Annotated in this window: 10 protein-coding genes; 3 read left to right on the top strand and 7 right to left on the bottom strand. The window is 66.3% G+C overall.

Annotated features, from left to right (window positions below; all coding sequences use genetic code 11):
• Positions 1 to 2: 2 nt before the first annotated feature.
• Entirely contained in the window at positions 3 to 1,808 is a 1,806-nt protein-coding gene (locus QPK29_RS28215; protein WP_371771563.1) for a methyl-accepting chemotaxis protein, read from the bottom strand.
• Between the two features lie 91 nt (positions 1,809 to 1,899).
• Positions 1,900 to 2,166, bottom strand: a complete 267-nt coding sequence (locus QPK29_RS28220) for a YkgJ family cysteine cluster protein (RefSeq protein WP_371771562.1) — start codon at positions 2,164 to 2,166, stop codon at positions 1,900 to 1,902.
• Between the two features lie 224 nt (positions 2,167 to 2,390).
• Between QPK29_RS28220 and QPK29_RS28225 the strand changes: the two genes are divergently transcribed.
• The gene (locus QPK29_RS28225) at positions 2,391 to 4,697 is read left to right on the top strand and encodes a catecholate siderophore receptor Fiu (protein WP_371771561.1); all 2,307 of its coding nucleotides are present in this window, start codon (positions 2,391 to 2,393) and stop codon (positions 4,695 to 4,697) included.
• 308 nt (positions 4,698 to 5,005) lie between these two features.
• Here QPK29_RS28225 and QPK29_RS28230 read toward each other — a convergent pair whose 3' ends face one another.
• The 5 genes from QPK29_RS28230 to QPK29_RS28250 all read right to left on the bottom strand — a co-directional run bounded on the left by QPK29_RS28230 (position 5,006) and on the right by QPK29_RS28250 (position 9,835).
• Positions 5,006 to 6,238 carry an argininosuccinate synthase gene (locus tag QPK29_RS28230; RefSeq protein ID WP_056127213.1) on the bottom strand — a complete coding sequence of 411 codons (1,233 nt, stop codon included), beginning with the start codon at positions 6,236 to 6,238 and terminating at the stop codon, positions 5,006 to 5,008.
• A gap of 96 nt (positions 6,239 to 6,334) precedes the next feature.
• Positions 6,335 to 7,267, bottom strand: a complete 933-nt coding sequence (gene argF, locus QPK29_RS28235) for an ornithine carbamoyltransferase (protein WP_056127216.1) — start codon at positions 7,265 to 7,267, stop codon at positions 6,335 to 6,337.
• A gap of 80 nt (positions 7,268 to 7,347) precedes the next feature.
• Positions 7,348 to 8,244: a ribosome small subunit-dependent GTPase A gene (gene rsgA / locus QPK29_RS28240; RefSeq protein WP_371771560.1), complete on the bottom strand. Its 897-nt coding sequence runs from the start codon at positions 8,242 to 8,244 to the stop codon at positions 7,348 to 7,350.
• Positions 8,241 to 8,573 (bottom strand): 4a-hydroxytetrahydrobiopterin dehydratase, encoded by a 333-nt coding sequence (locus QPK29_RS28245; protein WP_371771559.1) that lies wholly within the window; start codon positions 8,571 to 8,573, stop codon positions 8,241 to 8,243. The genes rsgA and QPK29_RS28245 overlap by 4 nt, the downstream gene beginning before the upstream one ends.
• Positions 8,570 to 9,835, bottom strand: a complete 1,266-nt coding sequence (locus tag QPK29_RS28250; RefSeq protein ID WP_371771558.1) for a M48 family metallopeptidase — start codon at positions 9,833 to 9,835, stop codon at positions 8,570 to 8,572. Before QPK29_RS28250 ends, QPK29_RS28245 begins: the two co-directional genes overlap by 4 nt.
• 150 nt (positions 9,836 to 9,985) lie before the next feature.
• On the opposite strand from QPK29_RS28250, the gene orn reads away from it, so the two are divergent.
• Both orn and QPK29_RS28260 read left to right on the top strand, forming a co-directional pair.
• Entirely contained in the window at positions 9,986 to 10,564 is a 579-nt protein-coding gene (gene orn / locus QPK29_RS28255; protein ID WP_371771557.1) for an oligoribonuclease, read from the top strand.
• Between the two features lie 74 nt (positions 10,565 to 10,638).
• Positions 10,639 to 13,122 (top strand): hybrid sensor histidine kinase/response regulator, encoded by a 2,484-nt coding sequence (locus QPK29_RS28260; RefSeq protein ID WP_371771556.1) that lies wholly within the window; start codon positions 10,639 to 10,641, stop codon positions 13,120 to 13,122.
• The last annotated feature ends 131 nt before the right edge of the window (positions 13,123 to 13,253 follow it).

Below are 13,253 nucleotides of genomic sequence, written 5' to 3' on the forward strand. Positions count from 1 at the left end.
CCTCATGCAGTATTGACCGAGAAGGTGGCGACGGATTGCTGCAGGTCGGTGGCGGCGTACTGCAACTGATGCACCGCCTCGCTCGTCGCTTTCAGCGAGTCGACGGTCTGCTGGCTGGCGTCGGACAGCTGCGTCATCGTCGCCGTGATCTGCGATGCGCCCACTGCCTGCGACTGCATCCCCTGCAGCACCAGGTCGAAGCGGGGCGCCAGCTTGCGCACCTGCTCCGTCATGCCGGACAGCTGCTCGGCCACGTGGCGCGCCTCGCCCACGCTGCGGCGGATGTCCTCGGTAAACTTGTCCATGCCCATGACGCTGGCCGACACGGCGGACTGCATCTCCTTCAGCATCTGCTCGATGTCCCACGTGGACACGGACGTCTGGTCGGCCAGGCGCCGGATCTCGGCGGCGACGACGGCAAAGCCGCGGCCCGCCTCGCCGGCCTTCTCGGCCTCGATCGCGGCGTTCAGCGACAGGATGTTGGTCTGGTCCGCGACCTTGGTGATCGTGGTCAGCACGCTGTTGATGTTGCTGGCCTTTTCCGACAGGGTCGCGAGCTTGGCGGTGATCGCGTCGGTGGCCGCGACCATTTGCTGCATCGACTGGTCCATGCGCGTCAGGTTGCCCTGCGCTTCGGCCGTGGCGGCCGTCGTGTAGTCGGCGACTTCGCCCGCTTCTTCCATCGTGCGCAGCAGCTGCGACGTATTGGCCGAGATCTCGCGCGTGGTGGACAGCACCTCGACGCTCGTCTGCGCCTGCTCGATCCCGGTCGCTTCCTGCTGGCGCGCGGACGCGGCGATCTGCGTGGCCGACGTGGTCACCTGGATGCCCGCGCGCTGCACGTTGCTGACCAGGGTGCGCAGGCTGCCCAGCATCGTGCCCAGGCCTTCGCCCAGGCGGCCGATGGCGTCGCTGCCGGCGATCGTGACGGTGCCCGTCAGGTCGCCGCGGGCGGCGCGCGAGACGACGTCCAGCAGCATGTCGACCTTGGCGCGTAGTTCGTTCGTCGCCGCAAGTTCCTTCGCCTGGCTGTCTTCGATGGCCTGGGCCATGCGGTTGAATTCCAGCGCCACCTGGCCCAGCTCGTCGCGCGACAGCACCTCGGCGCGGGCGCCGTGCACGCCGCCGGCGATCTGGCCGGCAGCACTCATCAGGCTGTGCAGCGGCCGCGAGACGGCGCGCACGAGCAGCGTCGAAATGAGGATCGCCAGCACCACGCAGATGACGGCGCCCCCGGTCAGCAGCGCCTTCATGGTCTGGCGCAGTTCGTCGGTGTCCTTCTGGCGCTGGACCAGCAGGCGGTTTTCCTCGGCTTCGACGTCGTCCAGCACCTCGCGCAGGCTGGCCACGGAACCCGTGCCGGCCAGTACCCCGGCCTCGGCCTGCGCCGTCATGGCCGCGCCGGCGGTCCGGCGCCGTTCGATCTGCGGGGTAACCACCTGCTCCATCCACGTGACGAGCAGCGTGTCCAGGCGGCGCAGGCGGTCCTGCTGCTGGGCGTTGTCGGTGGTGATCGCCTGGGCGCGTTTCACGTGCGCGCGCGCCGTCGCGTATTCGTTGCGGATCGGCGTCACCAGGTTCTCGTTGCCCGTCAACAGGTAGCCGCGCGTGGACGACTGGATCTGCAGCACCGACGTCGCGATGGTGTCGAGTTCGCGCAGCACCTCGAGGGTGTGGCGGTTCCACAGATTGGCGTCGGACAGCCGTGCGAAATTGTGATAGGCAAGGATGAGCAGGCACAGGATGATCGCGACGATCGCGCCGAAGCCGGCGACCAGTTTGTTCCTGATGCTCAAGTTGTGAAACATGCGCGCTCCAAATGGCGTGAAGACATGGTGAATGTAACATTTCTGCCCGGAGGCAAGGGACTCCGCGTGCACCAATCCGGGGATTGCCCATTCAGGCCAGGGCCAGCAGGGCGTGGCGCGCGTGTGCCTGCAGGCATTTGACGTCGCCGATCTGGACTTCGCGGCAGGGCTCGGGCCGCTGTTCGTACACGCGGCACGCGTACCTGCCGCCGGGCTCGCCCTGCAGGGCGGCGCACCGCGGCGCTTTCGCATTCGTACCGGCCATGCACGAGAAATGCGCGTTCACCTGTTCCGTGAGCGCGGGCGGCCGGCCGCGCGCGTCGGCGCCGGCCCAGTAGAAGGAAACGCGGTAGGTCATGCAGCGGGAACCCCCGACAGGCAGGGATTCTCGCCGGTGTCGCTCATGCGCACTTCGCAGGCGGAAAACGAAGACGCGATGGTAGCGCGCCGGCGTCAGGCTGAAAAGAGTGAAACTTGTATTGTTAACACAAATGAGAATGATTCGCGTTTACTTGTCCGTTAAAACTTGATACAGTTCGTGGCGTTCCGACAAACATTCAAAAACAACATTCAACGACCACGATGAGAACCTCGATCACCAGCCGTAAGCATCTGTCTCCTTCCACACCGCGCCGCGCGGGCGCCGCGCTCGCCATGCTCGTGCTGCCGCTCGCCGGCCACGCGGCGCCGGATCCCGACGCCGCCGCCGATGCGGACGCCGGCGCCGGCCGCCCGCACCGCGTCCACGTCAACGGCGCGCGCGAGAACGACTACAAGGCCGAGCATGCGCAATCGTCCAAGTACACGGAAAAGCTGGTGGACACCCCGCAGACCGTCATCGTCATCAAGAAGGAGTTGTTCGAGCAGCAGGGCGCGACCACGCTGACCGAGGCGCTGCGCAACACGCCCGGCGTGGGCACGTTCTTCCTCGGCGAGAACGGCAGCACGAACACGGGCGACGCGGTCTACATGCGCGGCTTCGATACGTCCGGCAGCCTGTTCGTCGACGGCATCCGCGACATCGGCTCGATCTCGCGCGACGTCTTCAACATCGAGCAGATCGACGTGCTGAAAGGCCCGGCCGGCACCGACACGGGCCGCGGCGCGCCCACCGGTTCCATCAACCTGAACACGAAGCAGCCGACGCTGAAGAACACCGGCGACGCCAGCCTCACGGTGGGCAGCGCGGACCGTGTGCGCGGCACCGCCGATATCAACCGCGTCATCGACCGCGAGTCCGGCATCGCATTCCGCCTGAACGTCCTCGACCAGCGCGCCGGCAATCCGGCACGCGACGACGTGCGCGACAAGCGCTGGGCCATCGCGCCGTCGCTTGCGTTCGGCCTGCACGGCCCGACCCACGTCTATCTCGACTACCTGCACGTGAAGCAGGACAACCGCCCGGACGGCGGCGTGCCGACCATCGGCCTGCCGGGCTACCGCAGCCCGGACGCGACGCGGCCTTTCCTCACCGGCGCCGCGCCCGTCGATCCGCGGAATTACTACGGCGCGCTGTCCGACTACGACAAGGTGACGGCCGACATGGCGACGGCCATCATCGAGCACGAGTTCCGCAATGGCATGCGCCTGAAGAACACGAGCCGCTACGGCAAGACCAAGCAGTTCTACCTGCTGAGCGCTTTCATGGGTTCGGCGGCGAACATCGTCGCGCCGAGCGCCACGGACCCGTCCACGTGGTCGCTGGCGCGGACGATCCGGACGGTCAAGGACCAGGAAAACACGGTGCTCGCGAACCAGACGACGCTGACGGCCGATGTCGATACGGGCACCTTGCGCCACACGCTCGTCGCGGGCCTGGACCTGTCGAACGAGAAGCAGTCGAACCGCAGCTACGTGGGCGGCGGCACGCTGGCGCCGGCGAATTTGTACCGTCCCGACCCGGCCCTGCCGATCGCAGGCCTGAACCTGCAGCCGAGCGGCGCACGCACGCGGGGGGAATCCGCGACGGAATCCGGCTATCTACTCGATACGATCAAGCTGGGCGACCAATGGATCTTCAATGCGTCCGCCCGTCTCGACCACTTCGACACGACGTATGACGCCATCGCGCTGTCGACGGCCACGTCGGCCCCGACGCTCCCCGTGGGCACGCCTGTGCCGACGCATATCGAACTGTCGGACAACCTCGTGAGCGGCAAGGTGTCCGCGCTGTACAAGCCGACGGCGAACAGCAGCGTGTACGCGCTGTGGGCCAACTCGAGGAACCCGCCGGGCTCGAACCTGGCGCTGAGCGCCAGTGCGAACAGCGCGGCGAACCCGATCTATGACCCGCAGGTCAGCACGACGACGGAACTGGGCGCCAAGTGGGAAGTGTTCGACCGCCGCCTCGGGCTGAACGCGGCGCTGTACCGCACGGACGTGAAGAACGAGGTCGAGCAGGATCCCGTCGACCTGAAGTACTACCAGACCGGCAGGAAGCGCGTGCAGGGCGTCGAGCTGGCCGTGACGGGCGAGATCACGCGCGCGTGGTCGATCAACGCGGGCTACACGTACATGGACACGAGCATCGAGGCGGGCAAGCTCGTCACGGCGAGCGGCGCCAACGCGCTGTCGTACACGCCGAAGCAGGCCTTCACGAGCTGGACGACGTACAAACTGGCGCACGGCCTGACGCTCGGCGGCGGCGTGCGCCACCAGGGCAAGCTGCTGCGCGGGACGGACGGCGCCGTCGGCACGCCGGCGTATGCGGACAGCTACTGGGTGGCGGATGCCGTCGCGGACTACCGGGTCAACCGCTGGCTGGACCTGCGCCTGAACGTCTACAACCTGTTCGACAAGGAATATGTCGCCTCGATCAACAAGAGCGGCTACCGCTACACGCCGGGCGCGCCGCGCTGGGCGAGCCTGACCGCCAACTTCCATTTCTGAGTTGTGAGCCGGCGCCAGCCGCTTCCGCCGTACGCCGCAGCCGTGGGGGCAATGCGGGGTGGGGCGGGGATCAAGCGGTGCGCCTCCCTTTGCCGTCCTTTCGCATGAGCGGGAGGACGGTTTTTTTATTCCACCGCGGTTGCTCACCACCCGTCGTCCCCGCGCAGGCGGGGATCCAATTTTTACGCGCAGTCGGCACGCGCGCAACTTGGGCCCCTGCCTTCGCAGGGGCGACGGTCTTGAGGGTGCGTGAATGAAAAAAGCCGCCGGTCCTCGCAGACCGGCGGCTTTTACGCGAACATCAAAACTTATTGGCCGCGCTTCTTGCGTGCGTTCGCCGCGATGCGCATGCGCAGCGCGTTCAGCTTGATGAAGCCGCCCGCATCCGCCTGGTTGTACGCGCCGCCGTCTTCGTCGAACGTGGCGATGGTCTGGTCGAACAGCGAATCCGTCTTCGAATCGCGCGCGACGACGATCACGTTGCCCTTGTACAGCTTGACGCGCACCCAGCCGTTCACGCTCTTTTGCGTGTGGTCGATCAGCGTCTGCAGTGCGACGCGTTCCGGTGCCCACCAGTAGCCGTTATAGATCAGCGACGCGTAGCGCGGCATCAGGTCGTCCTTCAGGTGCGCCACTTCGCGGTCCAGCGTGATCGATTCGATGGCGCGGTGCGCCTTCAGCATGATCGTGCCGCCCGGGGTTTCGTAGCAGCCGCGCGACTTCATGCCGACGTAGCGGTTTTCCACCAGGTCCAGGCGGCCGATGCCGTGCTTGCCGCCCAGGCGGTTCAGTTCGGTCAGCACCGCGGCCGGGGTCAGCTGCTTGCCGTTCAGGGCCACGATGTCGCCGTTCTGGAATTCGATGTCCAGGTATTCCGCCTCGTCCGGTGCCGCTTCCGGCGACACGGTCCAGCGCCACATCGATTCCTCGGCTTCCGCGCTCGGGTTTTCCAGGTGGCGGCCTTCGAACGAGATGTGCAGCAGGTTGGCGTCCATCGAGTACGGCGCGCCGCCGTTCTTGTGCTTCATGTCGATGTCGATGCCGGCGTCTTCCGCGTACTTCAGCAGTTTTTCACGCGACAGCAGGTCCCACTCGCGCCACGGGGCGATGATCTTGACGTCCGGCTTCAGCGCGTACGCGCCCAGCTCGAAGCGCACCTGGTCGTTGCCCTTGCCGGTCGCGCCGTGCGACACGGCGTCGGCGCCGGTTTCGTTGGCGATCTCGATCAGGCGCTTGGCGATCAGCGGACGCGCGATCGACGTGCCCAGCAGGTATTCGCCTTCGTAGACGGTGTTGGCGCGGAACATCGGGAACACGAAGTCGCGCACGAATTCTTCGCGCACGTCGTCAATGTAGATGTTTTCCGGCTTGATGCCGAACTTCAGCGCCTTGGCGCGTGCCGGTTCCAGCTCTTCACCCTGGCCCAGGTCGGCGGTGAAGGTGACGATTTCGCACTTGTAGTTATCCTGCAGCCATTTCAGGATGACGGAGGTATCGAGGCCGCCCGAGTAGGCGAGGACTACTTTTTTGATGTCGCTCATGGAAGTTCCAGTGGTGTCAGATGTGGAGGGGGATGATGGTCAGCCGGCCCTCAGCGGGCCGACGATCAGGCTCATGGGTCGTGGTAGTGCGATTGATTATTTGTCTTCGATGCGGCCCAGCAGCAGATATTCGATCAGCGCCTTCTGCACGTGCAGGCGGTTCTCGGCCTCGTCCCAGACGACGGATTGCGGACCGTCGATGACGCCGGCCGACACTTCCTCGCCGCGGTGCGCGGGCAGGCAGTGCATGAACAGCGCGTCGCCGCTCGCGCGCGCCATCTTCGCTTCGTCGACGATGAAGCCGTCGAACGCTTTCAGTCGCTCGGCGTTTTCCTTTTCGTAGCCCATGCTCGTCCACACGTCCGTGTTGACGAGGTGTGCACCGGCGCAGGCGTCGGACGGGTTCTCGAAGAAGGTGTAGTTCGTCGTCGTGACCAGCTGCGGATCGATGTCGTAGCCCTTCGGGGTCGACACGTTCAGGTGGAAACCGAACACTTCCGCCGCCTGCAGCCAGGAATACAGCATGTTGTTGGCGTCGCCGATCCACGCCACCGTCTTGCCGACGATGGAGCCGCGGTGCTCGTAGTACGTGAAGATGTCGGCCAGCACCTGGCACGGATGGTGTTCGTTGGTGAGACCGTTGATCACCGGCACGCGGGAATGCGCCGCGAAGCGCTCGATGATGTCCTGGCCGAACGTGCGCACCATGATGATGTCGCACATGCGCGACATGACCTGGCCGGCGTCCTCGACGGGCTCGCCGCGGCCCAGCTGGCTGTCGCGCGTGTTCAGGTAGATCGCGGCGCCGCCCAACTGGTGCATGCCCGCTTCGAACGACAGGCGCGTGCGCGTGGAATTCTTTTCGAACACCATGACCAGCGTGCGGTCGACGAGCGGGTGGTAGATCTCGTAGTTCTTGAACTTGCGCTTGATGACGGTCGCGCGCTCGATCAGGTACTCGAACTCGTCGCGGGTGAAGTCGGAGAACTGCAGGAAATGCTTGATGTTGGTGGGAGTCGTGCCAGCCATTTTTGTGCCTGAGATACGATAATCTCTTGGATTATAAGCGTTTTTGCTTGCTTTCCGGGAAATCGGTTTCGGAAAAGTTGTCAGTACAACGTCTGCGCGGACTCGTGCAGCAGCTGCGCGTACAGCTCGTGGCGCAGCTTCGCGATCTTGCCGTCCGCGACGGCCTGCAGCACGGCGCACTGGGGTTCCGCCAGGTGGCGGCAGTTGTAGTACTTGCAGCCGCCCAGGTAGGGCTTGAACTCGACGAACGCCCGTTCCAGCATGCCTTCCGTCAGGTGGTACAGGCCGAATTCCTGGAAGCCCGGGGAGTCGATCAGGGTGCCGCCGGCCGGCAGCTTGTACAGGCGGGTGAAGGTCGTCGTGTGCTTGCCGGTGTCCAGCGCTTCCGAGATTTCGCGCACGGCGATGTCGGCGTCCGGCACGAGCAGGTTCACGATCGACGACTTGCCCATGCCCGACTGGCCGATCAGGATCGAGGACTGGTCCTGCAGCAGCGGCGTCAATGCCGCGACGGTGTCGTCGGGATGCGTCTTCGCCGACACCTCGTGCAGCGGGTAGCCGAGGCGCGTGTACAGGCTCGCGCGTTCGCGCGCGCGGGCGAGGTTGGGCTCCAGGTCGACCTTGTTCAGGATGAGGTGGGCATCCACGCCCGCCGCCTCGCAGGCGACGAGGGCGCGCGACACGAGGTCGTCGGTGAAGCTGGGTTCCGTTGCGATGACGATGAACAGCCGGCTGATGTTCGCCGCCAGCAGCTTGCTCTTGTACTGGTCGGAGCGGTACAGCAAGGTCGTGCGCTCGGCGATCTTTTCGATCACGGCCTGGTCGTTCGACGTGCGTTTCAGGTGGACGATGTCGCCCACCGCCACGTTCGTCTTCTTGCCGCGCGTGACGCACTGGAGGAATTCGCCGTCGACGTCGGCCAGGTAATGGCGGCCGTGCGCCGCGACGATGGTGCCTGTGAGGTCGTGTTTGCTCATGCGCCGGCCCGTCCCGCGTACAGCGCATCCGCTTTGGCCGCGCAAATAAAATCGTTGTCGGACAGGCGGTTGCCGGCCGAATGCGTCGTCCACGACGCGGTGACGCGGCGGTAGCCGACGGCCAGGTCAGGATGGTGGTCTTCGCGGTGGATCATGAAGGCGAGGGCGTTCACGAATTCCATCGTCTCGTGGAAGTCGCGGAACACGAATTCGCGCTCGAGACGGGTGCCGTCGATATGCCAGTCCGGTACCTCGGCCAGCAGCGCAGGGATCGCGGCGTCGTCCAGCGCGGGTGCGCCGTGCACGCAGTGGCGGTCGATCAGGTTCATGCGACCCCCGCCAGGCGCAGGTGACGGATGCGCACCGAGGCCGGCGGGTGCGAATCGTAGAACGCGGAGTGGATCGGGTCCGGCGTCAAGGTGGCGGCATTGTCCTCGTACATCTTGACGAGGGCCGACACGAGGTCGCGCGCATCGCTGTGGCTCGCGGCGAACGCGTCCGCCTCGAATTCGTGCTTGCGCGACGTGATCGACGTCAGCGGCGAGAACGGGAACGTGAAGACCGGCAGCACGAGGGTGAACAGCAGCAGGGCCATCGCATCGTTCGACTGCCCCAGCAGCGGCAGCACACCGAGGCCCGTGTAGAACCAGACCTGCGTCTTGAGCCAGCCGAGGAGGGCGAGGAACGCGAGCGACAGCGCGAACAGCACGCCGATGCGCTTGATGATGTGCTTCAGCTTGAAGTGGCCCAGCTCGTGCGCGAGCACGGCTTCGATCTCTTCCGGGGCCAGGCGCGACAGCAGGGTGTCGAAGAACACGATGCGTTTATTCGAACCGAAGCCGGAGAAATAGGCGTTGCCATGCGCGGAGCGCTTGCTGCCGTCCATCACGAACAGGCCCTTGGCCGCGAAGCCGACGCGCGTCATGAGGCCTTCGATGCGGTGCTTCAGCTTGTCGTCCGTGAGCGGCGTGAATTTGTTGAAGATCGGCGCGATGACGGTCGGGTACAGCACCATCATCAGCAGCTGGAAGCCGCTCCACACGAGCCAGGCGTACAGCCACCACAGGGCGCCCGTCCTGTCCATCAGGGTGAGCACGACCCACAGCAGCGGCAGGCCGATGACGGCGCCGACGAGGCCGCCCTTGACGGCGTCGGCGATCCACAGCCCGACCGTCATCTTGTTGAAGCCGAAGCGCTCTTCCAGCACGAACTGGCGGTAGTACGAGAACGGCAGGTCGAGCCCACCGGAGACGATGGCGAACGCGACGATCAGCAGGATCTGGTGCCCCATACCGGGGCCAAGCGCGTGCAGCAGCGCCGTCGACAGCGCCTGCAGGCCGCCCAGCAGGGTAAAACCGGTCAGCACGAGCGTGTTCCACAGCGCGGCCCACAGGCCGAAGCGGGTCTTGGCGACGGTGTAGTCGGCGGCCTTCTGGTGGGCGGACAGGGGGATCTTCGCGGCGAATTCGGCCGGCACCTGGTCGCGGTGCCGCAGGACGTGGCGGATGTGCCGGCGCGCCAGCCAGTACCGCAGGCCGAGCGTGAGCAGGAGAAAGACGACGAACAAAACCGAAAACGCGGATGAAAGCATTCTATGCCTGTGAGAAAATCCTGTTTTTCGGGGTCAGAGCACGAATTTCTATCAGCGGGGTCAGAGCACGGTTTTCACGATTGTGCTCTGACCTCGCCAAATTAATGCTCTGCCCCCGACTGATTAAAAGCTTTTAGCGAAGAGAGAATTATGTCACAAGCCAACCCCACCGAAGTATCCACTCCGCGCCCGAACGAATTCAACCTCGTCTGGATCGACATGGAGATGACCGGCCTCGACCCGGACAACGACCGCATCATCGAAGTGGCCGCCGTCGTCACGGACGCCAACCTGAACGTGCTGGCCGAGGGCCCCGTGATCGCCGTCCACCAGAGCGACGCGACGCTGGACAAGATGGACAACTGGAACAAGGGCACGCACGGCCGCTCGGGCCTGATCGACCGCGTCAAGGCGTCGACGATCGACGAAGCCCAGGCCGAGGAACAGCTGATCGCCTTCCTGAGGCAGTGGGTGCCGGCAAATAAGTCGCCGATGTGCGGCAACTCGATCTGCCAGGACCGCCGCTTCATGGCGCGCGGCATGCCGAAGCTGGAAGCGTTCTTCCACTACCGTAACCTGGACGTGTCCACCTTGAAGGAACTGTGCCGCCGCTGGAAGCCGGAACTGGCGTCCGGCTTCAAGAAGGCGCAGAAGCACACGGCGCTGGCCGACATCATCGAGTCCATCGAAGAATTGCGCTACTACCGCGAGCACTTCATCAAACTGTAACGCGACAAAGCGAGCTCAGGCACAAAGTTGCAATCGTGCATGGGCCCCGCCGCCAGGTATGCGAGAATCGGGCCATGGCTGACATTCTGCGTACCACTGCCGGTCTCGGCGGAGAGAGCGACGTCCGGCGTCTCCTGCAGGAGCACGACTGGAGCACATCGCCGCTCGGGCCGCCGGCCGACTGGCCGCCCGAACTGGCGACCGCCGTGTCGATGACGGTCAGCTCCGCGTTCCCGATGTTCGTCGCCTGGGGGGCGGACCTGCGCTTCCTGTACAACGACGCCTACGCCACGATCCTCGGCGCCAAGCACCCCGCCGCGTTCGACGCGCCGTTCCAGCACGTCTGGGCCGAGATCTGGCCCGACCTCGTGCCCATCGTCGATCGCGCGCTGTCCAACAAATCCGCGTATTTCGAAGACCTGCCGCTCACGATGGAGCGTCATGGCTTCCGCGAGCAGACCTGGTTCACGTTCTCGTATTCGCCGCTGCACGACGGCCATGGCCGCGTGGCGGGCCTGTATTGCACCGTCATCGAGACGACGAGCCGGGTGCAGGCCGAGCGCCGCGCCGCGTTCGAGCTGACGGTGGCCGACGCGCTGCGCCCGCTGGCGTCCGCCGACGACGCCATCCGCACCGGCTGCACCCTGCTGGGACTGGAACTGGGCATGGCGCGCGTGCTGTACGGCGAAGTCGACGAGGCGCCCGATACGCTGGCCGTCGCGCGCGACTGGCACCGGCCCGGCCTCGCCAGCGCGGCCGGGCACACGTTTTCCATCGACGCCTTCGGCCCCGGCCTCGCGCACGCGGGCCGCGCCGGCGAGATCGTGCGGCTGGCCGACGTGCGCACCGACCCGCGCGCGGCCGCCCGCCAGGGCACGTATCTCGCACTGGACATCCAGGCTTGCCTCGCCGTCCCGCTGCGCAAGAGCGGGCGGCTGCAGGCGTTCCTGATGCTGGGCCTGGACCGGCCGCACCCGTGGACCGACGCCGAGGTGGCGCTGGCCCGCGGCACGGCCGAGCGCATCCGGAACGCCGTCGAGCTGGCGCGCATGCAGGGCACCCTGCGCGCGGAACGCGACCGCGGCCGCTCGATCCTCGACACGATCGCGGAAGGCTTCATGCTGCTCGACCGCGACTGGACCGTCCTGCAGATGAATCCCGCCGGGCTGCGCATCGCGCACATGGATCCGGCCGAGTTCATCGGGTGCAACCACTGGGACGTGTGGCCGGAAGCGATCGACAGCGAAGCGGGGCGCATGTACCGCCGCGTGATGCGTGACCGCGTGGCCGGCACCGCCGAGTACCGCCAGCGCATACCGGACGGCGTCGATATCTGGTGCGAAGTGCGCGCCTACCCGACGCCCGACGGCGGCATCGTCTCGTTCTTCCGCGACATCACGGAGAGAAAGGCGGCCGAGGACAAGCTGCGCGCCGCCGACCGGCGCAAGGATGAATTTCTCGCGATGCTGGCGCACGAACTGCGCAATCCGCTGGCGCCGATCAGTGCCGCCGCCGACCTGCTACGCATCGGCCGCCTGGACGAAGCCCGCGTGCGCAAGAGCAGCGCCATCATCGGCCGCCAGGTGCGCCACATGACGAGTCTCGTGGACGACCTGCTCGACGTCTCGCGCGTCACGCGCGGCCTCGTCACGCTCGCGCGCGCGCCCGTGGCGGCCCGCGCCATCGTCGACGAGGCCATCGAGCAGGTACGCCCCATGTTCGAGGCCCGCCGCCAGCACCTCGCCATCGGCATCGCCGACCCGGACGCCCTGGTGCTGGGCGACAAGGCGCGCCTCGTGCAGGTGCTCGCGAACCTCCTGAACAATGCCTCCAAGTACACGCCGGAAGACCGCCGCATCGACGTCGCGGCCACGGTCGACGCTGCGCGTGGCCGTTTGCTGCTGACGGTGCACGACGAAGGCATCGGCATGGAACCGGAGCTCACGGGACACGTGTTCGACCTGTTCACGCAGGGCGAGCGTTCGGTCGACCGCGCGCAGGGCGGGCTGGGCCTCGGCCTGGCGCTCGTCAAGAACCTCGTCGAGCTGCACGGCGGGACCGTCGCCTGCACGAGTCCTGGGCTGGGGCAGGGCAGTACCTTCGAGGTGGCGCTGCCGCTGATGGAAGGGGGCGCGCGCGTGGCGCCGGCCGATGCCGGTGCCGTTGCAGGCGGGACAGTGGGCGGTGCGCGGCGTCCGCTGCGCGTGCTCGTGGTCGACGACAACGTCGACGCGGCGGCCACGCTGGGCATGCTGCTGGAAGCGTGCGGCTACCTGGTCGACGTCGAACACGATTCGCACCGCGCGCTGGAGCGGGCGCGGCACCAGCGGCCGGACGTGGCGCTGCTGGACATCGGTTTACCGGACATGGACGGCAATGAACTGGCCCGCCGCCTGCGCGCGGATGCGCAGACGGGGACCATCGTGCTGGTGGCCGTCACGGGGTATGGCCAGGAACAGGACCGCCGCGCGGCGTTCGAGGCGGGCTTCGATCACCACCTCGTGAAGCCCGTCGACATGGACGAGCTGGCCGCGCTGCTTGCGGGGATTCAAACTTAACCGACGTCGTCCCCGCGAAGGCGGGGATCCAATGACGAGCTGGCCGTGCTGCTGGCGGGGATTCAAACTTAACCGACGTCGTCCCCGCGAAGGCGGGGATCCAATGACGAGCTGGCCGTGCTGCTGGCGGG

Origin of the sequence: Massilia orientalis, assembly GCF_030411975.2 — a bacterium.
GTDB classification, from domain to species: domain Bacteria; phylum Pseudomonadota; class Gammaproteobacteria; order Burkholderiales; family Burkholderiaceae_D; genus Telluria; species Telluria orientalis.

Bases quoted from the DNA above. Each gene is read 5' to 3' on its own strand.
- QPK29_RS28225 (WP_371771561.1), top strand. From the start codon at position 2,391: ATGAGAACCTCGATCACCAGCCGTAAGCATCTGTCTCCTTCCACACCG.
- argF (WP_056127216.1), bottom strand. From the start codon at position 7,267: ATGGCTGGCACGACTCCCACCAACATCAAGCATTTCCTGCAGTTCTCC.
- rsgA (WP_371771560.1), bottom strand. From the start codon at position 8,244: ATGAGCAAACACGACCTCACAGGCACCATCGTCGCGGCGCACGGCCGC.
- QPK29_RS28220 (WP_371771562.1), bottom strand. From the start codon at position 2,166: ATGACCTACCGCGTTTCCTTCTACTGGGCCGGCGCCGACGCGCGCGGC.
- QPK29_RS28260 (WP_371771556.1), top strand. From the start codon at position 10,639: ATGGCTGACATTCTGCGTACCACTGCCGGTCTCGGCGGAGAGAGCGAC.
- QPK29_RS28215 (WP_371771563.1), bottom strand. From the start codon at position 1,808: ATGTTTCACAACTTGAGCATCAGGAACAAACTGGTCGCCGGCTTCGGC.
- QPK29_RS28250 (WP_371771558.1), bottom strand. From the start codon at position 9,835: ATGCTTTCATCCGCGTTTTCGGTTTTGTTCGTCGTCTTTCTCCTGCTC.
- orn (WP_371771557.1), top strand. From the start codon at position 9,986: ATGTCACAAGCCAACCCCACCGAAGTATCCACTCCGCGCCCGAACGAA.
- QPK29_RS28245 (WP_371771559.1), bottom strand. From the start codon at position 8,573: ATGAACCTGATCGACCGCCACTGCGTGCACGGCGCACCCGCGCTGGAC.
- QPK29_RS28230 (WP_056127213.1), bottom strand. From the start codon at position 6,238: ATGAGCGACATCAAAAAAGTAGTCCTCGCCTACTCGGGCGGCCTCGAT.